Source organism: Neorhizobium sp. IRS_2294 (genome assembly GCF_050500145.1).
GTDB lineage: Bacteria > Pseudomonadota > Alphaproteobacteria > Rhizobiales > Rhizobiaceae > Neorhizobium > Neorhizobium soli.
On record NZ_CP191439.1, the window covers coordinates 1,165,253 to 1,187,392 of the forward strand.

The window sequence follows — 22,140 nt, forward strand, 5'->3', positions numbered from 1 at the left end:
TTTGGGCTTTACGACTTCTGGATGTAATCGATCTGGGCCTTGGCGCGCAGATCGTCCATGTACTTCTTGCTGTTCGGGTCTTCACCGGACTTTTCAGCCTTGCCGAGATCCTCGGCGCGGAACACGGCTTCGGCCGCCACGTCATCGGAAACCTGACGCTGCTCGCAGATCGCCAGGAATTCGACGCCACGCTCGGTAACGCGCGTGCCGGTCGTGTTGCCGGAGGACTTCTCGATCAGCGGCTTCCAGTCTTCCGGCAAATCCGGCGCAAGCACGCGGCCCAGATCACGGATGGAAACGTCCAGCATCGTCGCTGCAAAGGTTTTAGCTTCGGCGCAGCCGGGGAACCGCGACCGCGACGCGTCGGCTTCTGCCTTGCGCTTGTTGAGGATGGCGTTCCGCTTTGCCGCGGGAACAACGAAGATCACCTGTTTCAGGAAATATTCGGTGGTGACGGGCTTCTGCTTGTTCTCCATCATGCGGGTAACAAGCTGGTCGGTCGACATGCGCTGACGACCGCCGCCGTAACGGGCGTTGACCAGGCGCGGCCAGCTCATCTGCACGGCGATATAGGCCTTGAAATGGTCCGGTGTGACGCCGGCCTGATTGAGCACGCTGCTCAACTGCTCGGTTGTCATCTTGTTGCCCTGCGCGAAGCGGGCAAACGAACGATCAACGTCCTCGGTGCTGACGGACATCTTGACACGCGAGATTTCCTGGCGCTTCAGCGTTTCGTCGATCAGCTGATCGAGAGCGACCTTGTTGCTCGGCTTCTGGCGCTGAAGGCGCATGAAGGCCGAACGGCGGGCAACGTCGGCGGTGGTGATCGCCGACCGGTTGACGACGGCTGCGACGCCGCTCGTCGACTGTGCCATTGCCACGATTGGTGTCATCACCGGCGTGGCGACCGTGGTCGCGGCGAGCACGGAGACTGCCAGCACGATCTTGCGTGTCGCGGTCATTGCAAACATGAAACCAATCCCTTTTTTCCGCCCGGGCACTTGTCGCGCGACTTTGCGCGCTTTCGGCCGCCATACTAGCCGATTGGCGTCCGATTGCACAATCGTTGCGGCAAAACCATGACGATTCTTCCGTTACCGATCTCAGTAACGGAAGGTTTGATCGTAATCCTTGGTCGTGCCGATATTGACGTCGCCAAGCGTGCGGAAACTCAGGCGCGCACTGATCGTCCAGTCGTTCGCATCGGCTTCCGAAGGCTTGTCGGTATAGGCAAGCGTGAAGATCGTGCACTCGTCGGCGTAGCTGATACCGACGCCGCGCCGGATGAGCGAACTGTCTGTCAGGTCCCACGTGGCGGAACCGGCCAGCGACCAGTTTTCGTTGACCCGTAGCGACATGCTGTTCTTCAGCACGTCCGTCGCGTCGCTGTCGCCGTACTCGTCCTGCGCATCGACCTTAGTGTAGATCAGCTTGCCGCTGACCCGCGGTGTGGAATAGCTGAACGCTGTATCGGTGCGACGGATATCGAGCGACTTTTCATCGAGCCGCACGTTGTTGGAAAGCGAGAAGCCCTGCGGCAGGTCGATCGCCGCCATGGCGACGTAATCGGATCGCGATGTTTCGAGGCCCGAATTGGCCCCGGCCTGAACAAGATCGTCGCTGGCAAAGGAATTCTCGCCGGCAATCTGGTAGGACTGGCCGAAGATGCCGCGCACGCCGATGCCGTTGTTGAACGAGCCGGTATAGCGGAAGCCAACATTGGCACGGGTGCCGCCTTCGACACGGTCGTAGCCGGAGAACTTGTCCCGTTCGAACAGCGAAGTGGCATCGAACACGAAGCTCTGCGCATCCTCGTTGGGAAGGCCGCCGGACATCTGTTCGTCCGGACGCGCATAGATCTGCGCGATCGGCTCGATGATGTGGCTGCTGTTTTCGCTGGTGATCAGGAACGGATAGCGGGCCTCGAGGCCAGCCGTCAGCATGTATCGGCCGTTCGTACCGTTCGGCTCCAGATTGCCGTCATAGGCAAAGTTCGGATTGGACACATCGTGGCGGATGCCATCGGCGCGTGCTGCAAACAGCGGCGTCAGCAGCAGGCCGCCCGATGTCGTGTAGGTGCGCTTCCATTCGGCTTCGGTCGTCACGCGGGCGTAATCGCCTTCGAGACCAGGGAAGCGGTATGTGGTGCCCTCGAAGTAGGAATCCTCTTCGCGACGCGACAGGTTGGTCAGGTTGGCGTTGAACGAAAGCTCACCGCCGTACACCAATTCGGGCGCGATATACTGGTAGTCCAACGACGGATAGGCGATCGCCTGCTGGCGCTCGAGCGTGTTCGACGTGCCATTGTCCTGGACGTCGAAATAGTAGGCGTGCAGGTCGAAATAGTTACGCTTGCCAAGGCCGGTCAGGTAGACGTCGTTGGTGAACGTATCCTGGCTGACATCGGTCAGGCTGTAGGTCCGCGAGAAGTTCGCGTCCGTCTGGGCCATGACGTTCCAGCCGAAGGCCCAGCGCGGGTTGATCTGGAACTCGCCCTTGGAGGCGGCCATGAAGCGGCTGTTCTGCTCGCGGTCGCTTGTGCCAGCGTCGAACGAGCCGGGATCGCGCTGATCGATGCCGGCAAAACGGAACGTGTGGTCGCCGTTGTCGAACCGGTTGCGCACTTCGCCTTCGACCAGAAGTCCCTGGCTCGAATAGTAGGTCGGGCTGATCGTCGCATCCATGCTTGGCGAGAAGACATGGTAATAGGGGACGGTGACGCCGAACCCGAGGTTGTCGCTGACGATGAACTTCGGAAACAGCACGCCGGACTTGCGCTCGACAGTCTCGTCGGGAACCTCGATAGGGAAGGGCAGTTTTCCAAGCGAAAAGCCGAACAACTCGAACTGTGCATTCTCGAGGCGAATCGTATGCTTCTGTCCGTTGCGAATGACGCGCTGCGCCTTGACTTGCCAAAGAGGCGCCTTGCCGGGTGTGGCGGCGCATGGAAGGCAGGCGGTGTACACGGTGTTGTTGAGCACCATGATATCGCCGGTCTGGCGCTCGGCGCTTTCAGCCGCAAGGCGGGTATTGTCAGTGGTTTCCACGCGCAGGGCATTGATGAAGCCCTGGCCGAAATCGTCGGTCACGTCGAGCTCTTCCGCGTAGACGCGGCTGCCCGACGGTTCAATGAACTCGATATTGCCGGTCGCCATGACGCGGCCGGTGTTCTGATCATATTCAACGCGCTGCGCGACCATGCGGTAACGGTTGTAATAGATCTGGACGCCACCGGTCGCGGTGACGCGCTTGTTGTCCTGATTGTAGGTCAGTTCGTTGGCGCGCAGAAGCATCTTCGCACCGTCTTCAGCAGCCGGCACGAGGCCCTGCGCATACGCGCCGCCCGTCAATGCAGCGACGCCAGAGACACATACAGACACACCGGTCAGCAGGGCGGCGGCGAGCCGACTGATATTTCCGCGGTTACTTACCGCCACTAGCCATCCTCCTGATGAAGCAAGATCGTAGCGCCCAGGGCAGTCGCGACGACGACTGGAATCCAGACCGCCACGAAAGGAGGAATCGCCCCGCTGCTCCCGAATGCCTTCACAAGCACCGAGACGACATAAAGCACGAAGCCCGAAACTATTCCACCCAGAATCATCGACCTGGACTGTGCGAAGCGACTGAATTTTAACGACACTGTTGCCGCAATCATCGTCATGGCGACGAGCAGCAGCGGCAGTGAAAGCAGGGAGTGAAACTGGGTTTCCAGCGCCTTTGTCGAGATTCCAAAGGATTTGCCGATCTCGATCTTTCGGGAAAGACCAAGAAACGCAACGGTTTCCGGCTGAGCAAGGCTCTCCTGAAGATACTCGCGTCTCAAATTGGTTTTGACCTGTGCCGTCTCGAGACGGGTCGGAATTTCGCCCGGCCGATTCTCCAGAACGTCGTTAAGAAGCCAGTAACCATCTTCCAACTTAGCGGTCTTGGCGTCCTGCCGCATGGTGATGACGTCGTCCTTGTCGAAGTGGAAAACCACCACGTCGAGGAGCTCGGTACCGCTCTCGCGATAGGTCTTGGCGCCGATGATCACGTCTTCGTCGCCGGACAGCTGGCGGATCCACGGCACGAACTTGGACGACTTGGACTTGTTGCTGGCCTGCCGCCACGTGGTCTCGAGCGAGATTGATTCGCGCTGGCCCCAGGCGCCGATCGGGTTGACGACGAACAGCGTGAAGAGACCGAGCAGAAACGATCCGACAATGAAAGGTGCGACGAACTGCCAGACGGAAATTCCGGCTGCACGGGTGACGACCAGTTCGTAGCGACGGTTGAGCGCGATCAGCACCGTCATGCCGATAAACAGGCTCAGCGTCGGGATGGCCTGCTGCAGGATCTGCGGCACGCGCAATGCCGTCATCGCCAGCGCGCCGTAGAGGCTGTAGCCGTTGAGGCCCGAGAGGCGACGGCTCGTCTCGCTGAAATCGGCGAGAAAGATAATGGCGCTGACACCGAGCAGGAACCAGAATGCGGTGCTGATATAGCGCTTGAAGAAATAGCGGCCGAGTGTGGAGAAGATCATTTCACTTCTCCCGTGGTTCCGCGTCCCGTCGGCGAAAGGCGCTTCTGCACGACGGTTGTCGCTTTCGTGATGCTGCGGCTGAACAGGCGAGGCATCTGGATCTGCCGGTTGGTGGCCAGCATGAAGCCCGTCACCAGGCAGGTCACCAGCGGAATCGCGTAGACCAGCGGCACGTAGGCCGCGTTGCGTTCCGTCAGATTGGTGGCCGAGAAGCCCAGCCAGCGCAGCAGGAAGGCGAAAAGCAGCACATAGATCATCGGATGCAGCCGTGCCGACCGGTGCGACCGCGTGTTGCCGGCGACAAGCAGAGACACCAGCGCGAAGGTGATCGGGAACAGCCAGTCGGACAGGCGACGATGCAGTTCGCTGCGGAAGCTCTCGGGCTTTTTCTGATAGGCGGGATCGGTCTTGTCGGGGTTGAGCAGGAAGCTCAGCGGCCGGTCACCGGAGTAAAGCGGCAGGCCGCCCTCATCCGATTGGGTCATCGCTGACAGATCGAACGCATAGGACGCGAACTTGACGATCGAGATCCGGCCGTCCGGGCCTTTGCGATGCACTTCGCCGTCGCGCATGGTAAGCGATGTGCCGCCAGGATCGACCGATCCTTCGCGGGCATAATAGATCAGGCCGAAATTCGGATCGCGGTAATCGACGATGAACAGGCCTTTCAGCACCCGGCCCGAATGGCGCTCGGAGATCTGGACGTAAAGCCCGTCCTCGATGCTGCGAAAGGTCTTTTCCTCAATCACGGAAGATAGAAGGTCAGCATAGGCAGCTGCGACCATTTCGCGCGCGCCGAGCCGTGATTTGGGTTCGATGAAATTGGTGATGGTGAAGGAGACGAGGCTGAGCGCGACCGCGAGCAAGATCACCGGCTTGTAGATGATGCTGCGGGCCGCACCGGCCGCGTCGATCACAGGCAGTTCCGAATCATTGTTCATCGCCGTCAGCGTCTGGGTGATGCCGATGACAAAGGCGAAGGGCAGGACAACCGGAATGATGGTCGGCAGGATATAGCTTGCGAGCTGCATGAACGAGCCCATCGACTGGCCGGTGTCGGTGACCAGGTTGATGCGGCCGAGCACCTGAATCGTCCAGATGATCGTGAGCACCGGAACGAGTGCCACCAGGAACATCTGCAGGATTCGGCGCAATATGTAGAGTTCGAGAAGCTTCATTCCCGCATTATGCCTCAGGTCCTAAGGGGCTTTCGTCCCGCATTCGATCGATGGTAGCCGCGCCTATCTAAGCGATTGGGAACGGCATTGCGACAGGGCCCCTGTCACAAAATGTTGGCAACCCCGGTTTTCTTCGGCGTTGTGACATTTGGAAACAGTGGATTGGACATCAATACGGGCTTTAGGAAGGCGAGAAGTTCGATCCTGCGCGCTTGCGTTCGCGACCGAAAGGGTGAAGATCGGGCCTTTCTTCCGCACCACAATGCCTGGAGCTGTAATGTCCATGAAATTCGATATCGCCTTTTCCGCCTCCGCCGTCATCGATGGAGGACTTGCGATTCAGCTCAAGCTTTCGGGAGATGCCGTAGCCGCCGGTGTCGCCGAAGTCGATCCGCAGGCTGTTGCGGTAAGGGCGGCGGGCATCGCCAAGTTCAAAGGCAAGGCGTTGTCGACGCTGGATATTCTGGCCCCGGCCGGATCGAAGGCCGATCGGCTTATCGTGCTGGGTCTCGGCAAGGCCGACAAGCTGACAGCCTACGACTGGCTGAAGGCGGGTGGCGTCGCGGCCGCTGCGGTCAAGACGATGGAGAAGGTGACGGTGTTCCTCGATGCACCCGGTGCCGACGTCGGCGCGGCCGAAGCTGCGGATTTCGCGACCGGCATGCTGCTGCGCGCCTACAAGTTCGATACCTACAAGACGAAGAAGAAGGACGACGACGAGGACAAGTCGCCGAAGACGGTGACCGTCACCATCGTCACGGCAAAAGCCGATGCGGCGACTGAGCAATTCGTCTCGGCGAAGGCCATTGCCGAGGGTGTGATTCTTGCCCGCGACCTGGTCAATCTGCCGCCCAACGTGCTTGGCCCGATCGAGTTTGCGCAGAAGGCGAAGGATCTGGAATCGCTTGGCGTTGACGTGGAGATCCTGACCGAGACCGAGATGACGGAACTCGGCATGGGCGCTCTGCTCGGCGTCGCCCAGGGCTCTTCCCGGCCACCGCGGCTGGCGATCATGACCTGGAACGGCGGCACGCCGGGAGATCAGCCGGTCGCCTTTGTCGGCAAGGGTGTCGTTTTCGATACCGGCGGCATCTCGATCAAGCCGAGCCTCGGCATGGAAGACATGAAGGGCGACATGGGCGGAGCTGCCGCCGTGACCGGCCTGATGCACACGCTCGCCGCTCGCAAGGCCAAGGCGAACGTGATCGGCATTATCGGCCTGGTCGAAAACATGCCTGACGGCAACGCCCAGAGACCCGGCGATATCGTCACCTCGATGTCCGGCCAGACGATCGAGATCGTCAATACCGATGCGGAAGGCCGTCTCGTGCTGGGCGATGCGCTCTGGTACTGCAAGGAACGCTTCAAGCCTCGCTTCATGATCGATCTCGCGACGCTGACCGGCGCCATCGTCGTCGCACTCGGCAACCTCCATGCCGGACTGTTTTCCAACGATGACGCGCTGGCGGACGAACTGACGCAGGCGGGCGAGACAAGCGGCGAGAAGCTTTGGCGCATGCCGCTTTCCAAGGACTACGACAAGATGATCGACAGCCGCTTTGCCGACATGAAGAACAGCGGCGGCAGGCAGGCCGGCTCGATCACCGCGGCGCAGTTCCTCAAGCGTTTCGTCGGCGATACGCCCTGGGCGCATCTCGATATCGCGGCAACGGCGCTCAATTCGCCGCAGAACGAGATCAACCAGTCCTGGGCATCCGGTTACGGCGTACGCCTGCTGGACGAACTTGTCCGCAGGAACTACGAGAACTGATGACCGAAGTACTGTTCTATCACCTGACCGAATCGAAGCTCGAAGATGCGCTGCCGGCGCTTCTCGAAAAGAGCGTCGAGCGCGGCTGGAAGGTGGTCGTTCAGACAGCCGAAGATGTGCGTCGGGATTTTCTCGACGCACATTTGTGGACGTTTCGCGATGACAGTTTTCTGCCGCATGGCACCGATGCAGCGCCGATGCCGCAGGAGCAACCGGTCCTGCTGACGGCGACTCCCGAGAACCAGAATGCCGCAACCGTGCGTTTCGTCGTCGACGGCGCCGAGCCGCCGCCGCTCGACCCCTATGAGCGCGTCGTCTTCATGTTCGATGGCTACGATCAGCTTCAGCTGGAAGGCGCGCGCGCCCAGTGGAAGAAGCTGAAGGGCGATGGACATGCCCTGACCTACTGGCAGCAATCGCCCGAGGGACGCTGGGTGAAGAAGGCCTGATCAGGCAAGGTCGGTCTGCGCAAAATCTCCGCCCACATAAAGAAGCGGCAGGCCGGACTGGCGGGCACCGGCGTAGGAGAAGCAATCGCCGAAATTGAGCTTTGCCGGATGGCGGCCCTTGCCGTAGCGGGCGAAGGCGTCGATGGCGATTGATGCGGTGTCTCTCGTCGCAGACAGGACCTCGGCATTCAATTCTGCAAGAAGATCGTGCACGAGCGCAGCTGCATCCGGAACCGGGATGCTCCTCTTGCCGGCAAGCACGGTAGCGGCTTCAAAAAGCACAGTAGGAGAGGTGCAGAAGGGCGTTTCCCTCCGATCCAAGACTCTTGCAACGCGCTCGTAATCGGGGCCGCCGATGAAATATTCAACCAGAGCTGATGTTTCCAGAAACATCAGCTCTCCCACATGTCATCGAGGAATTTCTTTTCGTCGAAATCAGGATTGGGCTTACCCATTGCCAGATAGCGTTTGCGAATGGCCTCAAGTCTTTCCCGACGCGTATTCTCGTCCGGCACGGCAGTTGTCTCTCCTGAAGGCGTTCCCACCACGCGAACCAGCGCCTGCCGGACCGCATCCTCCTTGCTCGGAGCATTCAGAATTCTCTGCGCCTGTTCGGCAAGCGCATCGAGAACCGGGTCGGTGATATGAAGCGTCATGGTCATGCCTCACGGGGTTGCGAACGAACGATAGTGTATCCGCGGATTTGGCACAACCGATGGCTACCGCTCACGCTTTCATGATCGTTTCGCGCAGGAAACTGTAGCCCATCGCCAATCGCGCGGCCTGTTCAAGCGTATCGCCGGCGCCGCCGTGACCGCCGGAGCCGTATTCGTGAAACAGAGGCCTATGCCCGGCGTCGATCAGTCGCTTGGCGAAACGGCGGGCATGCGATGGATGCACGCGGTCGTCGTTGGTCGAGCTTTCGATGTAGATCGGCGGATAGGTCACCTCAGCCGCGGGGTCGATATTGTGGAGCGGCGAATAGGTCAGCATCGCGGCAAGCTCTTCCGCGACGTCAGGGTTGCCGTATTCGTCCATCCAGGCCTTGCCGGCTGGGAAGACGTGGAAGCGCGACATGTCGATGACGGGGACCGAGGTCCAGATCGCGCCGAAATCCTCCGGGTAACGCGTTGCCATGACAGCGGTCAGAAGACCGCCATTGCTGCCGCCATGGCAGGCGATGCGCGACGGTTTTGTGATGCCACGTGCGACAAGATCGCGGGAGACTGCGACGAAATCCTCGAACGCCTTGTGACGGCCCTTGCCCTTGGCGACCGTGTGCCAGTCGGGGCCGAATTCCGCGCCGCCGCGGATATAGGCCTGTACATAGGCGCCGCCATGCTCGAGCCAGACGCCGGTATTGCCCGAGTAGTAGGGAGCAAGCGGCCAGCCGAAACCACCATAGCCATACATCAGGACCGGCAGTTCGCCCTTCTCCCACGTCTTCGGATAGACGATGTGATAGGGGATTTTCGTCCCGTCTTCCGATGTCGCCTGCAGAAGCTCGGACTGCATCCCTTGCGCATCGAAATAGGCGGGAGAGACGCCGGTTGGAACCAGTTCGGGCGTGTGGGCGCGATCCGTCAGGTCGAGACGCCATGTCCCGTAAGGCTGCAGGAACCCCTGGCCGATGACGGTCAGGATTTCCTCGCCGCGCGTGAGGTCGGCATCGAGCGTGCGGAATCCGACGGTCTGTAGAGTGGACGGCAGCTGCAGTTCCTGCGGCTGCGCATCCGGTTTCGTGAGGTCAATCAGGAATAACCGCGGCACCATCACGTCGCTGACGACGAATGCGCCCCAGGTCTTGAACAGCGAGAACTGGGTGACGGTCTGGCCATGTTCTGGAGCGAAGACGACACGGGCCGCGCCCAGAGGTTCATCCGAAAAAGAAATGAATTCCTGCAGGACGAGGCTGCCGGTTGGATAGCGCTCGTCGCTCTTGGCGCGCCAGAGCAGTTGGCGATGGTTGGCCGTGACGTCGATCCTGTCCGGCAGATCGAGACGCCGAAGCGAACCCTGTCCATCGCGGACATGGACGCTCATCCGGTCGATCTCGTGGATGACGGTAAAGAACTCGATCGGCTTCTCGTCCGGTCCGCCGTTCCAGAACAGTGGATCGATGATCCCGCCGGTCGCCTGAACGTCGTCCGGGCCCGACTCGAACAGGATCGGTGCATCTTTCGGATCCATGCCGCGCTTCAGCCGGCGTCCGACGCGGGGCCAGCCCGAGCGGGTGGCGGAGTTCTCGTCGATCGACCCGAAATAGGCAATCTCGTCTGGGCCGATCCAGCTTGCATGGGCTCGCGCCACCGGCGTGTCGAAGCCGCCATCGACGATCGCCTTCGCCTCCGTGTCGAACTCCAGCAGCCGCATCTGGTCAGATCCGCCGTCGGACAGGATGACGAGAACGCGGGTCGGCTCGTAAGGGGAGGTTACGGCGCCGTTATAGATCCAGCGCTTGCCTTCGGTGACGCAGAAGGCGTCGAAATCAAAGATGGTTTCCCAGGCTGCGTCGTGGCGCGGCTCGTCGGTCGCGGGCAGTCGGCGCCAGAGACCGAGCGGATTGTCCTTGGTGCGATGAAAGTCGAACTGCCAGCGTCCGCGCCGCGCCGGCACGATCAGCCGGTCCTCGCGCTCGAACATCGCCTTCAGCGTGTCGCGGTCCGCCTCGAACTGCTGTGTTTCGAGCGCCTTAGCCGCGATCGCGTTCTGCTCGGCGATAAAGGCGAGCGTGCGGGCGTCGTCGTCGGTTTCGAGATAAAGATCCATCGAAGGCCTCCTCTGGCTGGAGCACCTTAGCTAGGCATGCAGAGGGGCAGGGGCAACCGGATTTCGAAACTCAGCCGGCCATCGCCTCTTCGTATTCGGAAGACAGCATCAGCCATTGCTCTTCGGCGGCCGAGAGCTTGGCCGCGGCTTCGCCCCGTTCCTTGGCCTTGGTCGCGGCCTTTGCCGGCGTCTTTTCATAGAGTGCCGGGTCCGCAAGCTCTTTATCAAGCGCCTGAATCAGCTTCTCAAGCTTGGCCGTCAAGGCCTCGGCATCGTTGATCTTTTTGCGCAACGGGGCGAGCGAGGCACGCCTTTCCGCGCTCGCCTTGCGCTGTTCGACCTTCGATGCCGCGTCATCAATCAGCTGCGGTTTTTCTTCTTTTTTTTTACCGGAACTGACAATCAGGTCGCGGTATTCTTCGAGATCTCCCTCGAAGGTTTGCACCGTGCCGTTGTTGACGAGCCAGAGACGATCGACCGTCGCCTCGATCAGATGCCGGTCATGGGAGATCAGGATGACGGCACCCTGATAGTCGTTGAGCGCCTCGATCAGAGCCCTTCGGCTGTCGATGTCCAGATGGTTGGTCGGCTCGTCGAGGATGAGGAGGTTGGGCGCGTGGAAGGCGGCAAGCCCCATCAGCAGGCGCGCCTTTTCGCCGCCCGACAGATCCTTTGCAGGCGTCGACATCTTTTCCGTCGCAAGCCCCATCTGGGCGACGCGGGCGCGTACCTTGCCTTCCGGGACTGATGGCATCAGGCGGCGCACGTGCTCCACGGGAGAATCACCCGGGACGAGGTCGTCGAGCTGGTGCTGTGCGAAGAAGCCGATCTTCAGGCTTGGCGCGAGCTTCAGTTCGCCGCTTTCGGCGGCAAGCCGGCCGGCGATGAACTTGGCGAAGGTCGACTTGCCGTTGCCGTTCGAGCCGAGGAGGGCGATGCGGTCGTCATGGTCGATCCGGAGCGTGATGTTCTTGAGGATCGGCTTGCCCGGCTCGTACCCGACGGCACCGTTCTGCACCGAGATGATCGGCGAGGCGGGTTGCTTTTCGGGCTCGGGGAAGGTGATCGGCTGGACATGATCCTCGATAACAGAGGCGACCGTTCCCATCCGCTCCAGCGCCTTGACGCGGCTCTGCGCCTGCTTGGCCTTGGAGGCCTTGGCCTTGAAGCGGTCGATGAAGGTCTGCAAATGCTTGCGGGCCGCATCGTTCTTCACCTTGGCCTTGGTCTGCAGCTCGTCGTTTTCCGCCTTCTGGCGTTCGAACTGGTCATAGCCGCCGCGATAGAAGGTGAGCTTCTTCTGGTCGAGATGGACAATCGACGTGACCGCATTGTTGAGCATGTCGCGGTCATGGCTGATGACGATCACCGTGTGCGGATAGCGGCGCACGTAATCTTCCAGCCAGAGCGTGCCTTCAAGATCGAGATAGTTGGTCGGCTCGTCGAGCAAAAGCAGGTCCGGCTCGGCAAACAGAACCGAAGCAAGCGCCACACGCATGCGCCAGCCGCCGGAAAATGACGAGGCAGGCCGAAGCTGGGCTTCCTGCGAAAAGCCGAGGCCCGCGAGAATGCTGGCGGCGCGCGCTTCCGCCGAATGGGCGTCGATGTCGATGAGGCGCATCTGGATGTCGGCAATTCTGTCCGGATCGGTGGCCGTTTCCGACTCGGCCATCAGCGCTGCCCGTTCCTTGTCGGCGGCGAGCACGATTTCCAGCAGCGAATCCTCGGTGCCGGGCGCTTCCTGAGCCACCTGTCCGAGCTTGGCGCTCTTCGGATAGGAGACCGAGCCGGTCTCCGAGCTGAGCTCGCCGGTAATCAGCTTGAACAGCGTCGATTTGCCCGCACCGTTGCGGCCCACAAGCCCGGCTTTGGTGCCGGCGGGCAGCGTCACGCTGGCATGGTCGAGGAGAAGGCGCCCGGCAATACGGGCGGAAAGGTCGGTAATGGTAATCATGGTCGCGGTTTTGGCCGAAACCGGGCGTGAAGGCAAGACGGCGGCCGTCGCGATTTGCGGGCATTGTGCGCTGCGAAGGGACAATCTTTCAAGGATCTCCCCCTGTTCCTCCGGGAACAGCCCTCCAGACCTCGCCCATCTAGGTTCGTCCCTGGCCACTCGGCCGAAGCATCCCTGACGGATGTTCGAACAAGGAGGGTTGAGAGATGAAGTTTTGGAAAGCGTCATGCCTGACACTTTTGGTGTCGGTTTCCCTGGCACCGACAGGCGCATTCGCCGATGACCGGTTCACCTGCTGGGCGCCGACCGCGGCGCAGGCGGCCTTTACCGCAGACTACTGGACGGACGAGCGCCGTCGCAATGCAATCCCCGCTCCCGGCCTACTGCCGGAGAGCGGCATGCCAGGTGGCGACGTACATTCCCTCGAAGGGACCGAGGTCAAGCTGGCACCGATCAAAGAGGCTCCGTTCAAGTTCGGTGGCAAGCTGTTCTTTAGCCTGGGCGGAATCGATCAAGCGGCCAGCGCCCAGTTCGTCTCCGACGACAAGATCATTATCGGGGCGGCACACGCCATGTGGCTGAATGGAGACCAGGCCAGCAACGTGGTGTTCTATCCGGGTTATGACGGAGCGCCGGGCGAGGCTTATCCTATCGAAATGGCGTCCGTCCTGACGGCGTGGACGAAGATACCGCAAGTCCCGGGCCTTGCCGCGGCCGCAGTCGATTACGCGGTCATGCGCAGTACCAAGGCATCGACGTCTGGAAAATTCCAGCTGCGTCTCGCTAAGGTGCCTGAGAAAACCGAACTCACCCTGATGGGATATCCCGGACGGCTGGATGGTGGCGAGTACATGTTCATGGAGGACCCGTCGATCAGCGTCAGCGATGCGACGGCTTACGAGGCAAAGCCGCATCCGATGTACGGCGGCGGTGCCAGTGGCGGAGCGTGGTTCCTGCCGGCTGAGAATAAGGCGTTCGAAATCTTCAGCGTCGTGTCGAATGGCAGCCCTAGTAACGTCAAGGGGCCACATTTCACGCATGAGACCGAGGAAATGATCGAGTACGTCAAGGGTGGCTGCAAGTAGCGATCGCAAAAGGGAAGGCGACCTGCGCGACGGAACTCAAAATCCGTCGCGCTCGGCGTCGCGGCTTGGACCACCCTGTCAATCGTCGGTCGCCCCCTCGCGCGACATGATCTTCAGCGATCGGTAGTCGAGGATGATCAGGCGGCCGCGCCGCATGCCGAGCACGCCGTCGCCCTTCCAAGCCTGAAGCTGCGCGTTCACTCGTGGGCGGCTGGCATTGATCAGTTGCCCCATTTTCTCCTGCGATATCGCTCTGTCGATCAGCAGCCCCTCCGCTGTGCTGCGGCCGTGCAGGCGGGCGAGATCGACGAGAAGACGCGCAAGCCTGGTCTGCAGCGTATGAAGTGCCATGCCTTCGGCAAAGGCCATCGTCTTTCTGAGTTTGCGTGCGAATGTCTTCATCAGAAAAGCCGACATCTGGGGCATGCGGGTGATTTCGCTGAAAGCGCTGCGCCGGACCACCATCACGCGGGTCTCGCCGGCGGCGACCGCGTTCGCGAAGTGGGTGCAGCCGAGGGTGAGTTCGACATCTCCCAGAACGTCGCCGGCGCCGAGCTCGGCGAAGATCACCTCATGCCCATCCTCCGAGATGAAATAGAGGTGCACGCAACCGGACACGATGATCGACAGCGCGTCGCAGGCCTGACCGCTGAAAAACAGCGTCTGGCCGTCCCTATAGAGCCGGCTCGCCGACCCCGACACGGGACGCGAGTACGTGTCGTCGTCGAGATCGTCGAACCACGCGGAATGTCGGATATCGTTGTTGATCTTGGAGATAAGGTTCGATGTCATAAACCCACTCGGACGCTGAGGTGTCGCTTGCCGTCTGAGCCGTGATACGAATAAATGCAATCAAAAGTTGTTACATGCGTGACATTCTCCAGCGATAAATAATTCTAGGTTGTACTCACGGCAGGAATTGCCGTTGGTAGCCGAACGGGCCGCTCGGTCCGGTCCGCATGTCGCGGCGGCAAGAATGTGAAAGAGGAGAGGTCAGCATGCGTGTTATGATGGGAAGGGAAGCGATCGAGATCTTCGAGAAACAGGATCTGGGGACGCCCTACACGCTTACGGTCATGAACGAGAACCCGAAGTTCCAAAGTTATGCGTTGTTCCAGACGATACCGGACGTGGTCGGCGCGTCTCAGAGCCCTTTGTCCCTGGCATGGATGATCGGCAACGCGGCCTCGGGCAGCCCGGAAAACCCGAGCATGTCGACATTCAGCTGGACGATCGACTACTCGATCAGCGCCGGTTACATCCAGGAACTGGGTTCGACACTCAACCCGCGGGCATTTGCTACCGCCAGCAAATGTGACGTGGTTCTCGATGGCCTGAACAACGTCGCCGTAACCTATCAGGGCGCGTTCCCGAACGGTGCTCCGGCGTTTCCTACAAATCCGACCAGCGGCCCCGCAGGTGTCTTTCTCGTGCGGGCGAACAACCTGATCCCGTCGGTTCTGCAGCAGGCCAGTGTCCGGATGTCGCTGAACGTGGGTCTTGCGATGGGCGGCAAACCGGCCGTCGCCGTGCAGCTCGAGCCAAACCTTGACTACACGTTCACACCGAAGCCGAGCTATTTCATCATCGCCGGCTCGTTCATCGAGGGACAGGTGATCGATACGGCCATCTCGTCTGCAGCGTTTCCGGTCCAGTTCGCGCAGGGCGTGACCAGAAAGACAATCCGCTTCACGCAGGAAAACCAGTTCGTTCCCGCCTGACGCCGACGCGATCGACTTTTTGCTGAAATGCAGGACGCGGCGCCCGGATGGGCCGCCGCGTCAATGTCGTATGGAGGATCGGAGAGCGTGCTCAGGAGACACGACGGCTTGGATCGCCGAAGATCGCCACGGTTTCGGTTCCGGCGCCTGAACCATGGACACGAAGGCTTTCGAGTGCCGTTGCCGCATGCAGCTTGATCTGTTGCGGCGAGAATGCCTCGGTCGAGAGCGCCACGCCGATCGACAGCCGCATGTGAGGGTAATGCCCTTCACCGGAACCTGCAAACACGAGGCTGTCGGCGATCGAAGTTACGAGTCGATCGGCGATCGCTTTTGCACCGCTCCGATCGACATCCTCGAACAGAAACGCAAAGCTGTCGGTCGCGGTCCGGGCCAGAAAGTCGTTCTTCTTGATTGCCTTGCGGAAAATCGCGGCGGCGCGCTTGACGATCCGGCCGGCAGTCACCTGGCCATAGGTCTGCGCCATCTCGCCGAGATCGACGAGGCGGACGACAAACAGCGCGGCCGGGCGGTGCTCGGCGGAAGGCGCGTAGAGGAGATCCAGCTTTTCCGCCAGCGCCACATGGTTGGGAAGCCCGGTCAGCCGGTCGGACAGAGAATTGGTTCGGGCCGCTTCCGCCAGATTGCTCGACATCAGCAGCCGGTCGGCGGCAAGCTCCAAAGATTTGGTGAGACCGATCTCGGTGGAGAGCGTTTCGCTGAGGTTCGCCTGAAGATGATCGAGCTCGGCCTGGATGTCGGCGAGACCGCTGGCACTTCCGCTCCGAAGGCTTTCGGCCGCCGTCTCCAGCGCACGTACGAAATTCTGCTTCTTCAGCGTGGCCTGGGCAATCGTGCCGACGAGATCGAGAACGCGTCTCGTTTCCTCGTCCCGGTTGGCGATCGATAGAACCACGAAGCCGGGAAGCTGGTAGCGCAGGCCAATCTCGTCGATCTGGGCCTGGGTAGCGCCGGCCGGAAGCGTGGCGACGTCGCGGGTAAGCGCCGGATCGGACCCCGACAGCGCTTCGTGGAACAGCGTGTAATTGCGTGGAAGACCGGCAACGTCCTGCTTTGCCATCTGCTGCGCCACCACAGCCAGGCTCCTGTCACGCGATTGCCGTGCATTGTCCGCCGACATGATCCACCTATTCCTCAGGGTCTCGTTACTGTCTCGTTTCAGGAAAACAGTACGCGAGACGGAGGGTTAAGAACGCCTGAAACGTTGGCTTTTGTCAGGCGTTTGAAGACGTCTCGTTGCGAATACGGTTAAGGCTGAGTTCACAACCCCTGTTTGTCCTAAAGCCGTATTACATTAAACCTGCATCCACTGTTTTCCATGCCCGCGCAGGAAGGCGATCATATCGAGCACTACGGAGGGCTTGCCGAGCGAGGTGAGGATGGCGTGCACCTGTCCCCGGTGGTGGGTCTGGTGGTTGAAGAGATGGGCGAGAACAGGCGCCACTGGTTCGGTGACCTCCGTCGGAACGGTCACTGGCGTATAGGTGATGGTGGCACTGAGTGCGCCGTCGCTCAGCGACGTGAGATAGTCGGTGATACGCACATCTTCAGCGTCACGCGCCGTGCGCAGGTCAGAGAAATCCTCGAACAGAACGGCCCCCAGATCCGTCGGCGCCGTGCCGTCTCCGGTCAGGCGGCGCATCCAGATGCGGTCGGCAACGAGGATGTGGTTGAGCGTGCGGTGGACTGATCCGAAGAAGGCGCCACGATCTTCGCGGTATTCGGCGTCCGTCAGCGCGGCACAGGCATCGTAGACCTGTGAATTTGCCCAGGAATTGTAAGCGGCAAGCATCTGGAAATGGCGCAGCATTCAAAACGTCTCCGGTTGTTCACGTGTAATCATACCGGATTTGTCGGCCAACCCGAGGGGCAGGGGTTGATACCACCCATGAAATTTCCTGACTGGATTTGTGGGGCTTGCCATCCCATCATGTGCGGTGAGTGACAGATCAGGAGCCCATGATGACACGCATTCTCTATTCCCTCTGCGGCGCTGACGCGCACCGGCCATTTTCGCCGCATGCGTGGAAAGTGGTGATGGCGCTCAAGCACAAGGGGCTCGAATACACGGAGCAGCCGACACCGTTTACGCAGATCCCCAACCTGGAGAACGGGTTTTCCAAGACCGTGCCGATCCTGCGGGACGGAAACGAATTGATCCGTGACAGTTTCGACATCGCGGTCTATCTGGACGAGCGCTATCCCGACCGTCCGACCCTGTTCGGCGGGGAAGGCGGCAAGGCGCTTTCCCGGTTTGTCGAGGGTTTTTCGCAGACGGTGGTACACGGCGCAATCGCGAGGATCGCAATCAAGAGCGTACACGATACGCTGGGGCCGGCCGACCAGGCCTATTTCCGCAGCAGCCGCGAGGCCATATTCGGCCGGTCGCTGGAAGAGGTCGCCGCCGACCGGCAGAGGGAAATCGACACCTTCGCCGAGAAACTGAAGCCGGTTACGCACACGCTGAAATTCCAGCCTTTCCTTGGCGGCGAGGCGCCGCTGTTTGCCGACTACATTCTGTTCGGCGCGCTGCAGTGGCTGCGGGTGACGGATGGTGCCGACGTGCTGGGCAAGGACGGCTTGCTGGCTTCGTGGTTCGAGCGTCTGCTCGACCTTCATGACAGCGCAGGACGCGTTGTGACGGCTGCGTGAAATTAGGCCCATCCCCCTTGTTTCCGGCGAAAGGGGCGGTTAAACACCGCCCACTTTCCGTGGAAACAAAGGATGAGACCAATGGCGATTGAACGCACGTTTTCGATGATCAAGCCGGACGCAACGAAGCGCAACCTGACCGGTGCCATCACCAAGGTATTTGAAGACAACGGCCTGCGCATCATCGCATCCAAGCGCGTCTGGATGAGCAAGCGCGAAGCTGAAGGCTTCTACGCCGTTCACAAGGAACGTCCTTTCTTCGGCGAACTCGTCGACGGCATGACGTCCGGCCCGACCATCGTTCAGGTTCTCGAAGGCGAAGGCGCCATCCTGAAGAACCGCGAAATCATGGGCGCGACCAACCCGGCCAACGCCGACGAAGGCACGATCCGCAAGCAGTTCGCCCTGTCGATCGGTGAAAATTCGGTTCACGGCTCGGATGCTCCGGAAACCGCTGCCCAGGAAATCGCCTACTGGTTCGCCGAAACCGAAATCGTCGGCTGATTGCTGCACGGATCGGTTCGATCTACAAAAGGCCGGGGCATTCGCTCCGGCCTTTTTTGCTGTCTGCGGCAAGGTCATGGAGTCGCCGGGCAGCCGGTTCGCCCGGAGAAGTCGGTCGAGCCATCGGCCTTGAACATGTCGGGGTTGGGTGTGTAGGCCGGGCCGACGACCAGCGGTGCCGCCGGTATCACAGACTGATCGACATCCGACGTCACGGTGGTTTCGATCACCTGCAGCACCTCGCCGGACGCGCCTGTCAGCGTGATGGCCACGCGGTAGGGCCTGTCCTTCCGGACGCACTGGACGAACGGGCTGGCAAGCGTGAGGACATCGTCGACATCGAGCACTCTCTCTTCAGTGAAAAGCGCCGGTCCGCCCTGCGGATCTTCGAATTCCGCTCTGGCGCGGCTTTCCTTTGGGGTGCCGGCGACCTTTCGAAGCGTGACGAGGTAGTTAGCGGTAGCCACCCGGTAGTTGAAGACGAAAATCCGGCCGGACAGTTCGAAATACACGCCTTCCGACGGTCGCTGGCAGCCAGTCACAATCAGGCCCATCACGCAGAGCCCGGCTGAAATCGCTGCCCTCCACGTCATGACGGGTCTCCAGCCGAAGGTCCGCCATCGCGGCTGCGGCGATAGTGGCGGTTCGCCTTCACGCGGTTGCCGCAGACGGTCATGTCGCACCAGCTTCTGCTGCGGTTGCGGCTTCGGTCGATAAACAGCCAGCCGCAATTGCGGCAGGTCTTCATGCGGGAAATCTGATCGTCGCCAAGAAGACGCAGGGCCGAGCGGGCTGTGGCAGCCTCGAGCGAGCCGATGCCGGATCCGCGCAACGCCACAGCCGCAGCGCCAAGCAGATCCGCCAGTTTGTGCGGGTCATCCTCGCCATCCGCTCGAGCACGGAAATACCGGTCGATCGCCTCCCGAAGCACGAGGAAATCGGCGCGTCTTTCCGCGGCGACTGGCGTCACTTCTCTAAACAACGCCCGGTCCGCCGAGAATTCTCCGGCCGCCTCGGGAAAGGCATCCATCTGCTGCGGTAAGGCGAAGCGATCAACGCGGCGTGACGGATCGATGCGCAGGATGACGCTGTTGGCGACATCGAGCGCCAAGGCGCCACCGACGAAACGGTGCGGGGTCCAGGTGAAATCCATCCCAGAGTTATAACTGGTGTAACGCGGTTTACCAGTTATATTCGTGTCATCCTTTTGGGGTTTGCCGATGGCTTATCTGCTCCAGCAATTGGCGAATGCTGTGCCGCTGTCGGTACTCTACGCAACGCTCGCCTTCGGCTACGTCATCGGCTTTGCGCTGACGAAGCGCCCAGACATCGCCTATGGCGCCATCTTTGCTTTTTCCGGCCATCTCTACGTGTTGTTCGCGCAGCTCGGCTGGGACGAGTTCTGGCTTGTCCTGCCGGCGGCACTGGCGATGGGGGCGGTCGCCGCGATCGTCGGCGGCGTCGCGACCGGGATCGCGGTCGGCGGGCTGACCCTGCGGTTGATTGAAAGGCATGCGCGCAACGCGCCGATCGTCGCCGCGCTGGGCGTGCTGCTGGTGCTGATGGAGGGCGCTCGGCTTGCCTCCGGTTCCCGGGAGATCTGGCTGTCGCCGTTTCTGAACCGTGCCGTTCCGCTCTGGGCGGGTCACGGTTTCGCGGTAACCCTGACGCTGATCCAGTTGCTCAATTCAGGCCTGATGCTGGCAATGATCGCGGCCGGCTGGCTGGTAATCGATCATACAAGCCTCGGGCGCATCTGGCGGGCGGTGGCCGACGACAAGATTGCGGCCCAACTCTGCGGCATCAGTTCCCGCCTGGTATTCGTCCTCGCCTACGCGGCAGCATCTCTTTACGCCTCCGTCGCAGGCGTGTTGGCGACCTCGTATTACGGAACGATGGACTTCGGCGCCGGGTTGTTGGTCAGCATCAAGATCGTCCTGATTACTGCAGCCGGGGGCCATTCGCATCCGCTGCGGTCGGCAGCCGGTGCCGCCGCTATCGGCTTCGCTGAAACGCTGTGGAGCGGTTATGGTCCGATCCTGTGGCGGGATTTCGCCATCGGCCTGGTGCTGGTTGCGGTTCTTGTCATCAGCCGGCGGGAAAGGGTGGTCCTGTAAACCTCAGCGCCAACGGTCGCGTGCGGTATCGTCGGCGTCTTTCGCATCGACCCAGGACCGGGGCGAACCATCAGCCGCGTGTTCCTTTTTCCAGAACGGCGCGGATGTCTTCAGAAAATCCATTACGAAATTGGCGCCATCGAAGGCTGCCTGGCGATGCGAGGCGACGGCGATGACGAGGACGATGTTGGCCCCGGGGGCAATCTTGCCGTAGCGGTGGATGGCGGTCAGTCCGAGAAGCGAAAAGCGGTCGATGGCAAGAAGGGCGATGCGGTTCATCTCGGCTTCTGCCATGCCCGGATAATGCTCGAGCTCCAGCGCCGAGAGCGCTCCCTGCTCGTCGCGGCAAAGACCGCTAAAGCTGACCACCGCGCCGATATCCATGCGGCCGGCAGTGAGGAGATCGATCTCCGATTGCAGATCGAAATCGTCGGTCTGGACGCGGATCGTGGGCATCGTCATCAGATTGTCTTCCGTTTACCCGCCTGTCATTGGGGGGAAAATGCCGATCTCGCGTGCTCCGGCGATCTTTTCAAAATGCTCCACATGCTCTTGGTCGATCGCGACGCGAATGACCTCGGGATATTGCAGCGCGTTCTCGTATTCCTCGCCGAGCGTCTTCAGATGATTGAGGAGATCACGCGCGGTAAGGACCTCAGGCGGCAGGTCGAGATCTTCCTCGGTTTTGCCGATTCTCTCGCGCACCCAGGCGAAATAGACGAGTTTTGTCATCCTTCGTCATCCACGAGATGCTTGAGACCGGCGCGGAAATAGTCGTAGCCGCTGTAGAAGGTGAGGGCCGCTGCGACCCAGAGAAGGCCGATGCCGATCTGCGTCGTGAACGGCAGGAACTTGTCGCCGGCAGGTCCGGCCAGCAGGAAGGCGATCGACACCATCTGGATCGTCGTCTTCCACTTGGCGATGCGGGTCACCGGCACCGATACCTTGAGCGCCGCCAGATATTCACGCAGGCCCGAGACGAGAATTTCGCGGCAGAGGATCGTGATTGCAGCCCACAGCGACCAGCCGGCAATCGTCTGGTCGGCAGCAAGCAGCAGAAGCACGGCGGCAACCAGAAGCTTGTCGGCGATCGGATCCAGCATGCGGCCGATATTCGAGGTCTGGTTCCAGATACGGGCCAGATAGCCATCCAGATAGTCGGTCAGCGACGCCACGACGAAGATCCAGAATCCGGCCCAGCGGGCAAAATCCGAACTTTCCAGCTTTCCTTCGATGAAGAAGCACAGAACGATCACCGGTACGGCAAGGATGCGCGCATAGGTCAGAAGATTGGGAATGTTGTACGCGCGGGAAGCCATGATGGACCTGTGCTTGAGGGTTGCCTCTAGTTGAGGTTTCGAGACGCCAGCGTCAACAGTTTTCGCGGCTTTTTT

At 60.8% G+C, this 22,140-nt stretch carries 23 protein-coding genes; 7 read left to right on the forward strand and 16 right to left on the reverse strand.

Going from position 1 to position 22,140, the window contains the following annotated elements; all coding sequences use genetic code 11:
• Positions 1–8 precede the first annotated feature (8 nt).
• From ACQY1K_RS05595 to ACQY1K_RS05610, 4 genes are all read right to left on the reverse strand, one after another.
• Entirely contained in the window at positions 9–971 is a 963-nt protein-coding gene (locus tag ACQY1K_RS05595) for a peptidylprolyl isomerase (RefSeq protein WP_113111090.1), read from the reverse strand.
• A gap of 132 nt (positions 972–1,103) precedes the next feature.
• Positions 1,104–3,437 (reverse strand): LPS-assembly protein LptD, encoded by a 2,334-nt coding sequence (locus ACQY1K_RS05600; RefSeq protein WP_430258498.1) that lies wholly within the window; start codon positions 3,435–3,437, stop codon positions 1,104–1,106.
• Positions 3,437–4,525 (reverse strand): LPS export ABC transporter permease LptG, encoded by a 1,089-nt coding sequence (gene lptG, locus ACQY1K_RS05605; protein WP_062453330.1) that lies wholly within the window; start codon positions 4,523–4,525, stop codon positions 3,437–3,439. Before lptG ends, ACQY1K_RS05600 begins: the two co-directional genes overlap by 1 nt.
• Positions 4,522–5,703 carry an LptF/LptG family permease gene (locus ACQY1K_RS05610; RefSeq protein WP_062453329.1) on the reverse strand — a complete coding sequence of 394 codons (1,182 nt, stop codon included), beginning with the start codon at positions 5,701–5,703 and terminating at the stop codon, positions 4,522–4,524. Before ACQY1K_RS05610 ends, lptG begins: the two co-directional genes overlap by 4 nt.
• Positions 5,704–5,980: 277 nt before the next feature.
• On the opposite strand from ACQY1K_RS05610, the gene ACQY1K_RS05615 reads away from it, so the two are divergent.
• Positions 5,981–7,474 (forward strand): leucyl aminopeptidase, encoded by a 1,494-nt coding sequence (locus tag ACQY1K_RS05615; protein ID WP_209900482.1) that lies wholly within the window; start codon positions 5,981–5,983, stop codon positions 7,472–7,474.
• Entirely contained in the window at positions 7,474–7,923 is a 450-nt protein-coding gene (locus tag ACQY1K_RS05620) for a DNA polymerase III subunit chi (RefSeq protein WP_062579877.1), read from the forward strand. The genes ACQY1K_RS05615 and ACQY1K_RS05620 overlap by 1 nt, the downstream gene beginning before the upstream one ends.
• Here the strand turns inward: ACQY1K_RS05620 and ACQY1K_RS05625 are convergent, their stop codons facing one another.
• The 4 genes from ACQY1K_RS05625 to ACQY1K_RS05640 all read right to left on the reverse strand — a co-directional run bounded on the left by ACQY1K_RS05625 (position 7,924) and on the right by ACQY1K_RS05640 (position 12,646).
• A complete protein-coding gene (locus ACQY1K_RS05625; RefSeq protein ID WP_430258499.1) occupies positions 7,924–8,316 on the reverse strand; it encodes a type II toxin-antitoxin system VapC family toxin in 393 nt (130 codons plus the stop codon).
• The gene (locus ACQY1K_RS05630; protein ID WP_430258500.1) at positions 8,316–8,579 is read right to left on the reverse strand and encodes a type II toxin-antitoxin system VapB family antitoxin; all 264 of its coding nucleotides are present in this window, start codon (positions 8,577–8,579) and stop codon (positions 8,316–8,318) included. The genes ACQY1K_RS05625 and ACQY1K_RS05630 overlap by 1 nt, the downstream gene beginning before the upstream one ends.
• Before the next feature lie 70 nt (positions 8,580–8,649).
• Complete coding sequence (locus ACQY1K_RS05635; RefSeq protein WP_430258501.1) at positions 8,650–10,692, reverse strand: prolyl oligopeptidase family serine peptidase; 2,043 nt, start codon at positions 10,690–10,692, stop codon at positions 8,650–8,652.
• A gap of 70 nt (positions 10,693–10,762) precedes the next feature.
• Positions 10,763–12,646, reverse strand: coding sequence for an ABC-F family ATP-binding cassette domain-containing protein (locus tag ACQY1K_RS05640; protein WP_430258930.1), 1,884 nt, complete (start codon positions 12,644–12,646; stop codon positions 10,763–10,765).
• Between the two features lie 206 nt (positions 12,647–12,852).
• Here ACQY1K_RS05640 and ACQY1K_RS05645 point away from each other — a divergent pair, with 206 nt between their 5' ends.
• Positions 12,853–13,731: a trypsin-like serine peptidase gene (locus tag ACQY1K_RS05645; RefSeq protein WP_062453324.1), complete on the forward strand. Its 879-nt coding sequence runs from the start codon at positions 12,853–12,855 to the stop codon at positions 13,729–13,731.
• 78 nt (positions 13,732–13,809) lie between these two features.
• Here ACQY1K_RS05645 and ACQY1K_RS05650 read toward each other — a convergent pair whose 3' ends face one another.
• Complete coding sequence (locus ACQY1K_RS05650; protein WP_430258502.1) at positions 13,810–14,523, reverse strand: Crp/Fnr family transcriptional regulator; 714 nt, start codon at positions 14,521–14,523, stop codon at positions 13,810–13,812.
• A 206-nt stretch (positions 14,524–14,729) separates the two neighbouring features.
• On the opposite strand from ACQY1K_RS05650, the gene ACQY1K_RS05655 reads away from it, so the two are divergent.
• Positions 14,730–15,452: a hypothetical protein gene (locus ACQY1K_RS05655; protein WP_174195941.1), complete on the forward strand. Its 723-nt coding sequence runs from the start codon at positions 14,730–14,732 to the stop codon at positions 15,450–15,452.
• Between the two features lie 91 nt (positions 15,453–15,543).
• Here the strand turns inward: ACQY1K_RS05655 and ACQY1K_RS05660 are convergent, their stop codons facing one another.
• Both ACQY1K_RS05660 and ACQY1K_RS05665 read right to left on the reverse strand, forming a co-directional pair.
• On the reverse strand, positions 15,544–16,593 hold the full coding sequence (locus ACQY1K_RS05660) for a GGDEF domain-containing protein (protein ID WP_430258503.1): 1,050 nt from the start codon (positions 16,591–16,593) through the stop codon (positions 15,544–15,546).
• 174 nt (positions 16,594–16,767) lie between these two features.
• Complete coding sequence (locus ACQY1K_RS05665; RefSeq protein ID WP_062579897.1) at positions 16,768–17,283, reverse strand: DinB family protein; 516 nt, start codon at positions 17,281–17,283, stop codon at positions 16,768–16,770.
• A gap of 152 nt (positions 17,284–17,435) precedes the next feature.
• Here ACQY1K_RS05665 and ACQY1K_RS05670 point away from each other — a divergent pair, with 152 nt between their 5' ends.
• Together ACQY1K_RS05670 and ndk are read left to right on the forward strand one after the other, a co-directional pair.
• Positions 17,436–18,125 (forward strand): glutathione S-transferase family protein, encoded by a 690-nt coding sequence (locus tag ACQY1K_RS05670; protein ID WP_062454742.1) that lies wholly within the window; start codon positions 17,436–17,438, stop codon positions 18,123–18,125.
• An 81-nt stretch (positions 18,126–18,206) separates the two neighbouring features.
• Positions 18,207–18,629 carry a nucleoside-diphosphate kinase gene (ndk, locus tag ACQY1K_RS05675; RefSeq protein WP_062453319.1) on the forward strand — a complete coding sequence of 141 codons (423 nt, stop codon included), beginning with the start codon at positions 18,207–18,209 and terminating at the stop codon, positions 18,627–18,629.
• A 74-nt stretch (positions 18,630–18,703) separates the two neighbouring features.
• On the opposite strand, the gene ACQY1K_RS05680 is transcribed toward ndk, so the two are convergent.
• Positions 18,704–19,222, reverse strand: coding sequence for a hypothetical protein (locus ACQY1K_RS05680; protein WP_430258504.1), 519 nt, complete (start codon positions 19,220–19,222; stop codon positions 18,704–18,706).
• Positions 19,219–19,782 (reverse strand): CGNR zinc finger domain-containing protein, encoded by a 564-nt coding sequence (locus tag ACQY1K_RS05685; protein ID WP_430258505.1) that lies wholly within the window; start codon positions 19,780–19,782, stop codon positions 19,219–19,221. Before ACQY1K_RS05685 ends, ACQY1K_RS05680 begins: the two co-directional genes overlap by 4 nt.
• Positions 19,783–19,849: 67 nt before the next feature.
• Here ACQY1K_RS05685 and ACQY1K_RS05690 point away from each other — a divergent pair, with 67 nt between their 5' ends.
• Complete coding sequence (locus ACQY1K_RS05690; protein WP_430258506.1) at positions 19,850–20,746, forward strand: ABC transporter permease subunit; 897 nt, start codon at positions 19,850–19,852, stop codon at positions 20,744–20,746.
• Positions 20,747–20,749: 3 nt separating this feature from the next.
• On the opposite strand, the gene ACQY1K_RS05695 is transcribed toward ACQY1K_RS05690, so the two are convergent.
• Genes ACQY1K_RS05695 through pgsA form a run of 3 tightly spaced genes read right to left on the reverse strand, consistent with a single transcriptional unit; the run spans position 20,750 to position 22,065 of the window.
• Positions 20,750–21,208 carry a molybdenum cofactor biosynthesis protein MoaE gene (locus ACQY1K_RS05695; RefSeq protein WP_062579902.1) on the reverse strand — a complete coding sequence of 153 codons (459 nt, stop codon included), beginning with the start codon at positions 21,206–21,208 and terminating at the stop codon, positions 20,750–20,752.
• Between the two features lie 15 nt (positions 21,209–21,223).
• Positions 21,224–21,478 (reverse strand): molybdopterin converting factor subunit 1, encoded by a 255-nt coding sequence (gene moaD / locus ACQY1K_RS05700; protein WP_184654879.1) that lies wholly within the window; start codon positions 21,476–21,478, stop codon positions 21,224–21,226.
• A complete protein-coding gene (gene pgsA, locus ACQY1K_RS05705) occupies positions 21,475–22,065 on the reverse strand; it encodes a CDP-diacylglycerol--glycerol-3-phosphate 3-phosphatidyltransferase (RefSeq protein WP_062453313.1) in 591 nt (196 codons plus the stop codon). Before pgsA ends, moaD begins: the two co-directional genes overlap by 4 nt.
• Positions 22,066–22,140 lie beyond the last annotated feature (75 nt).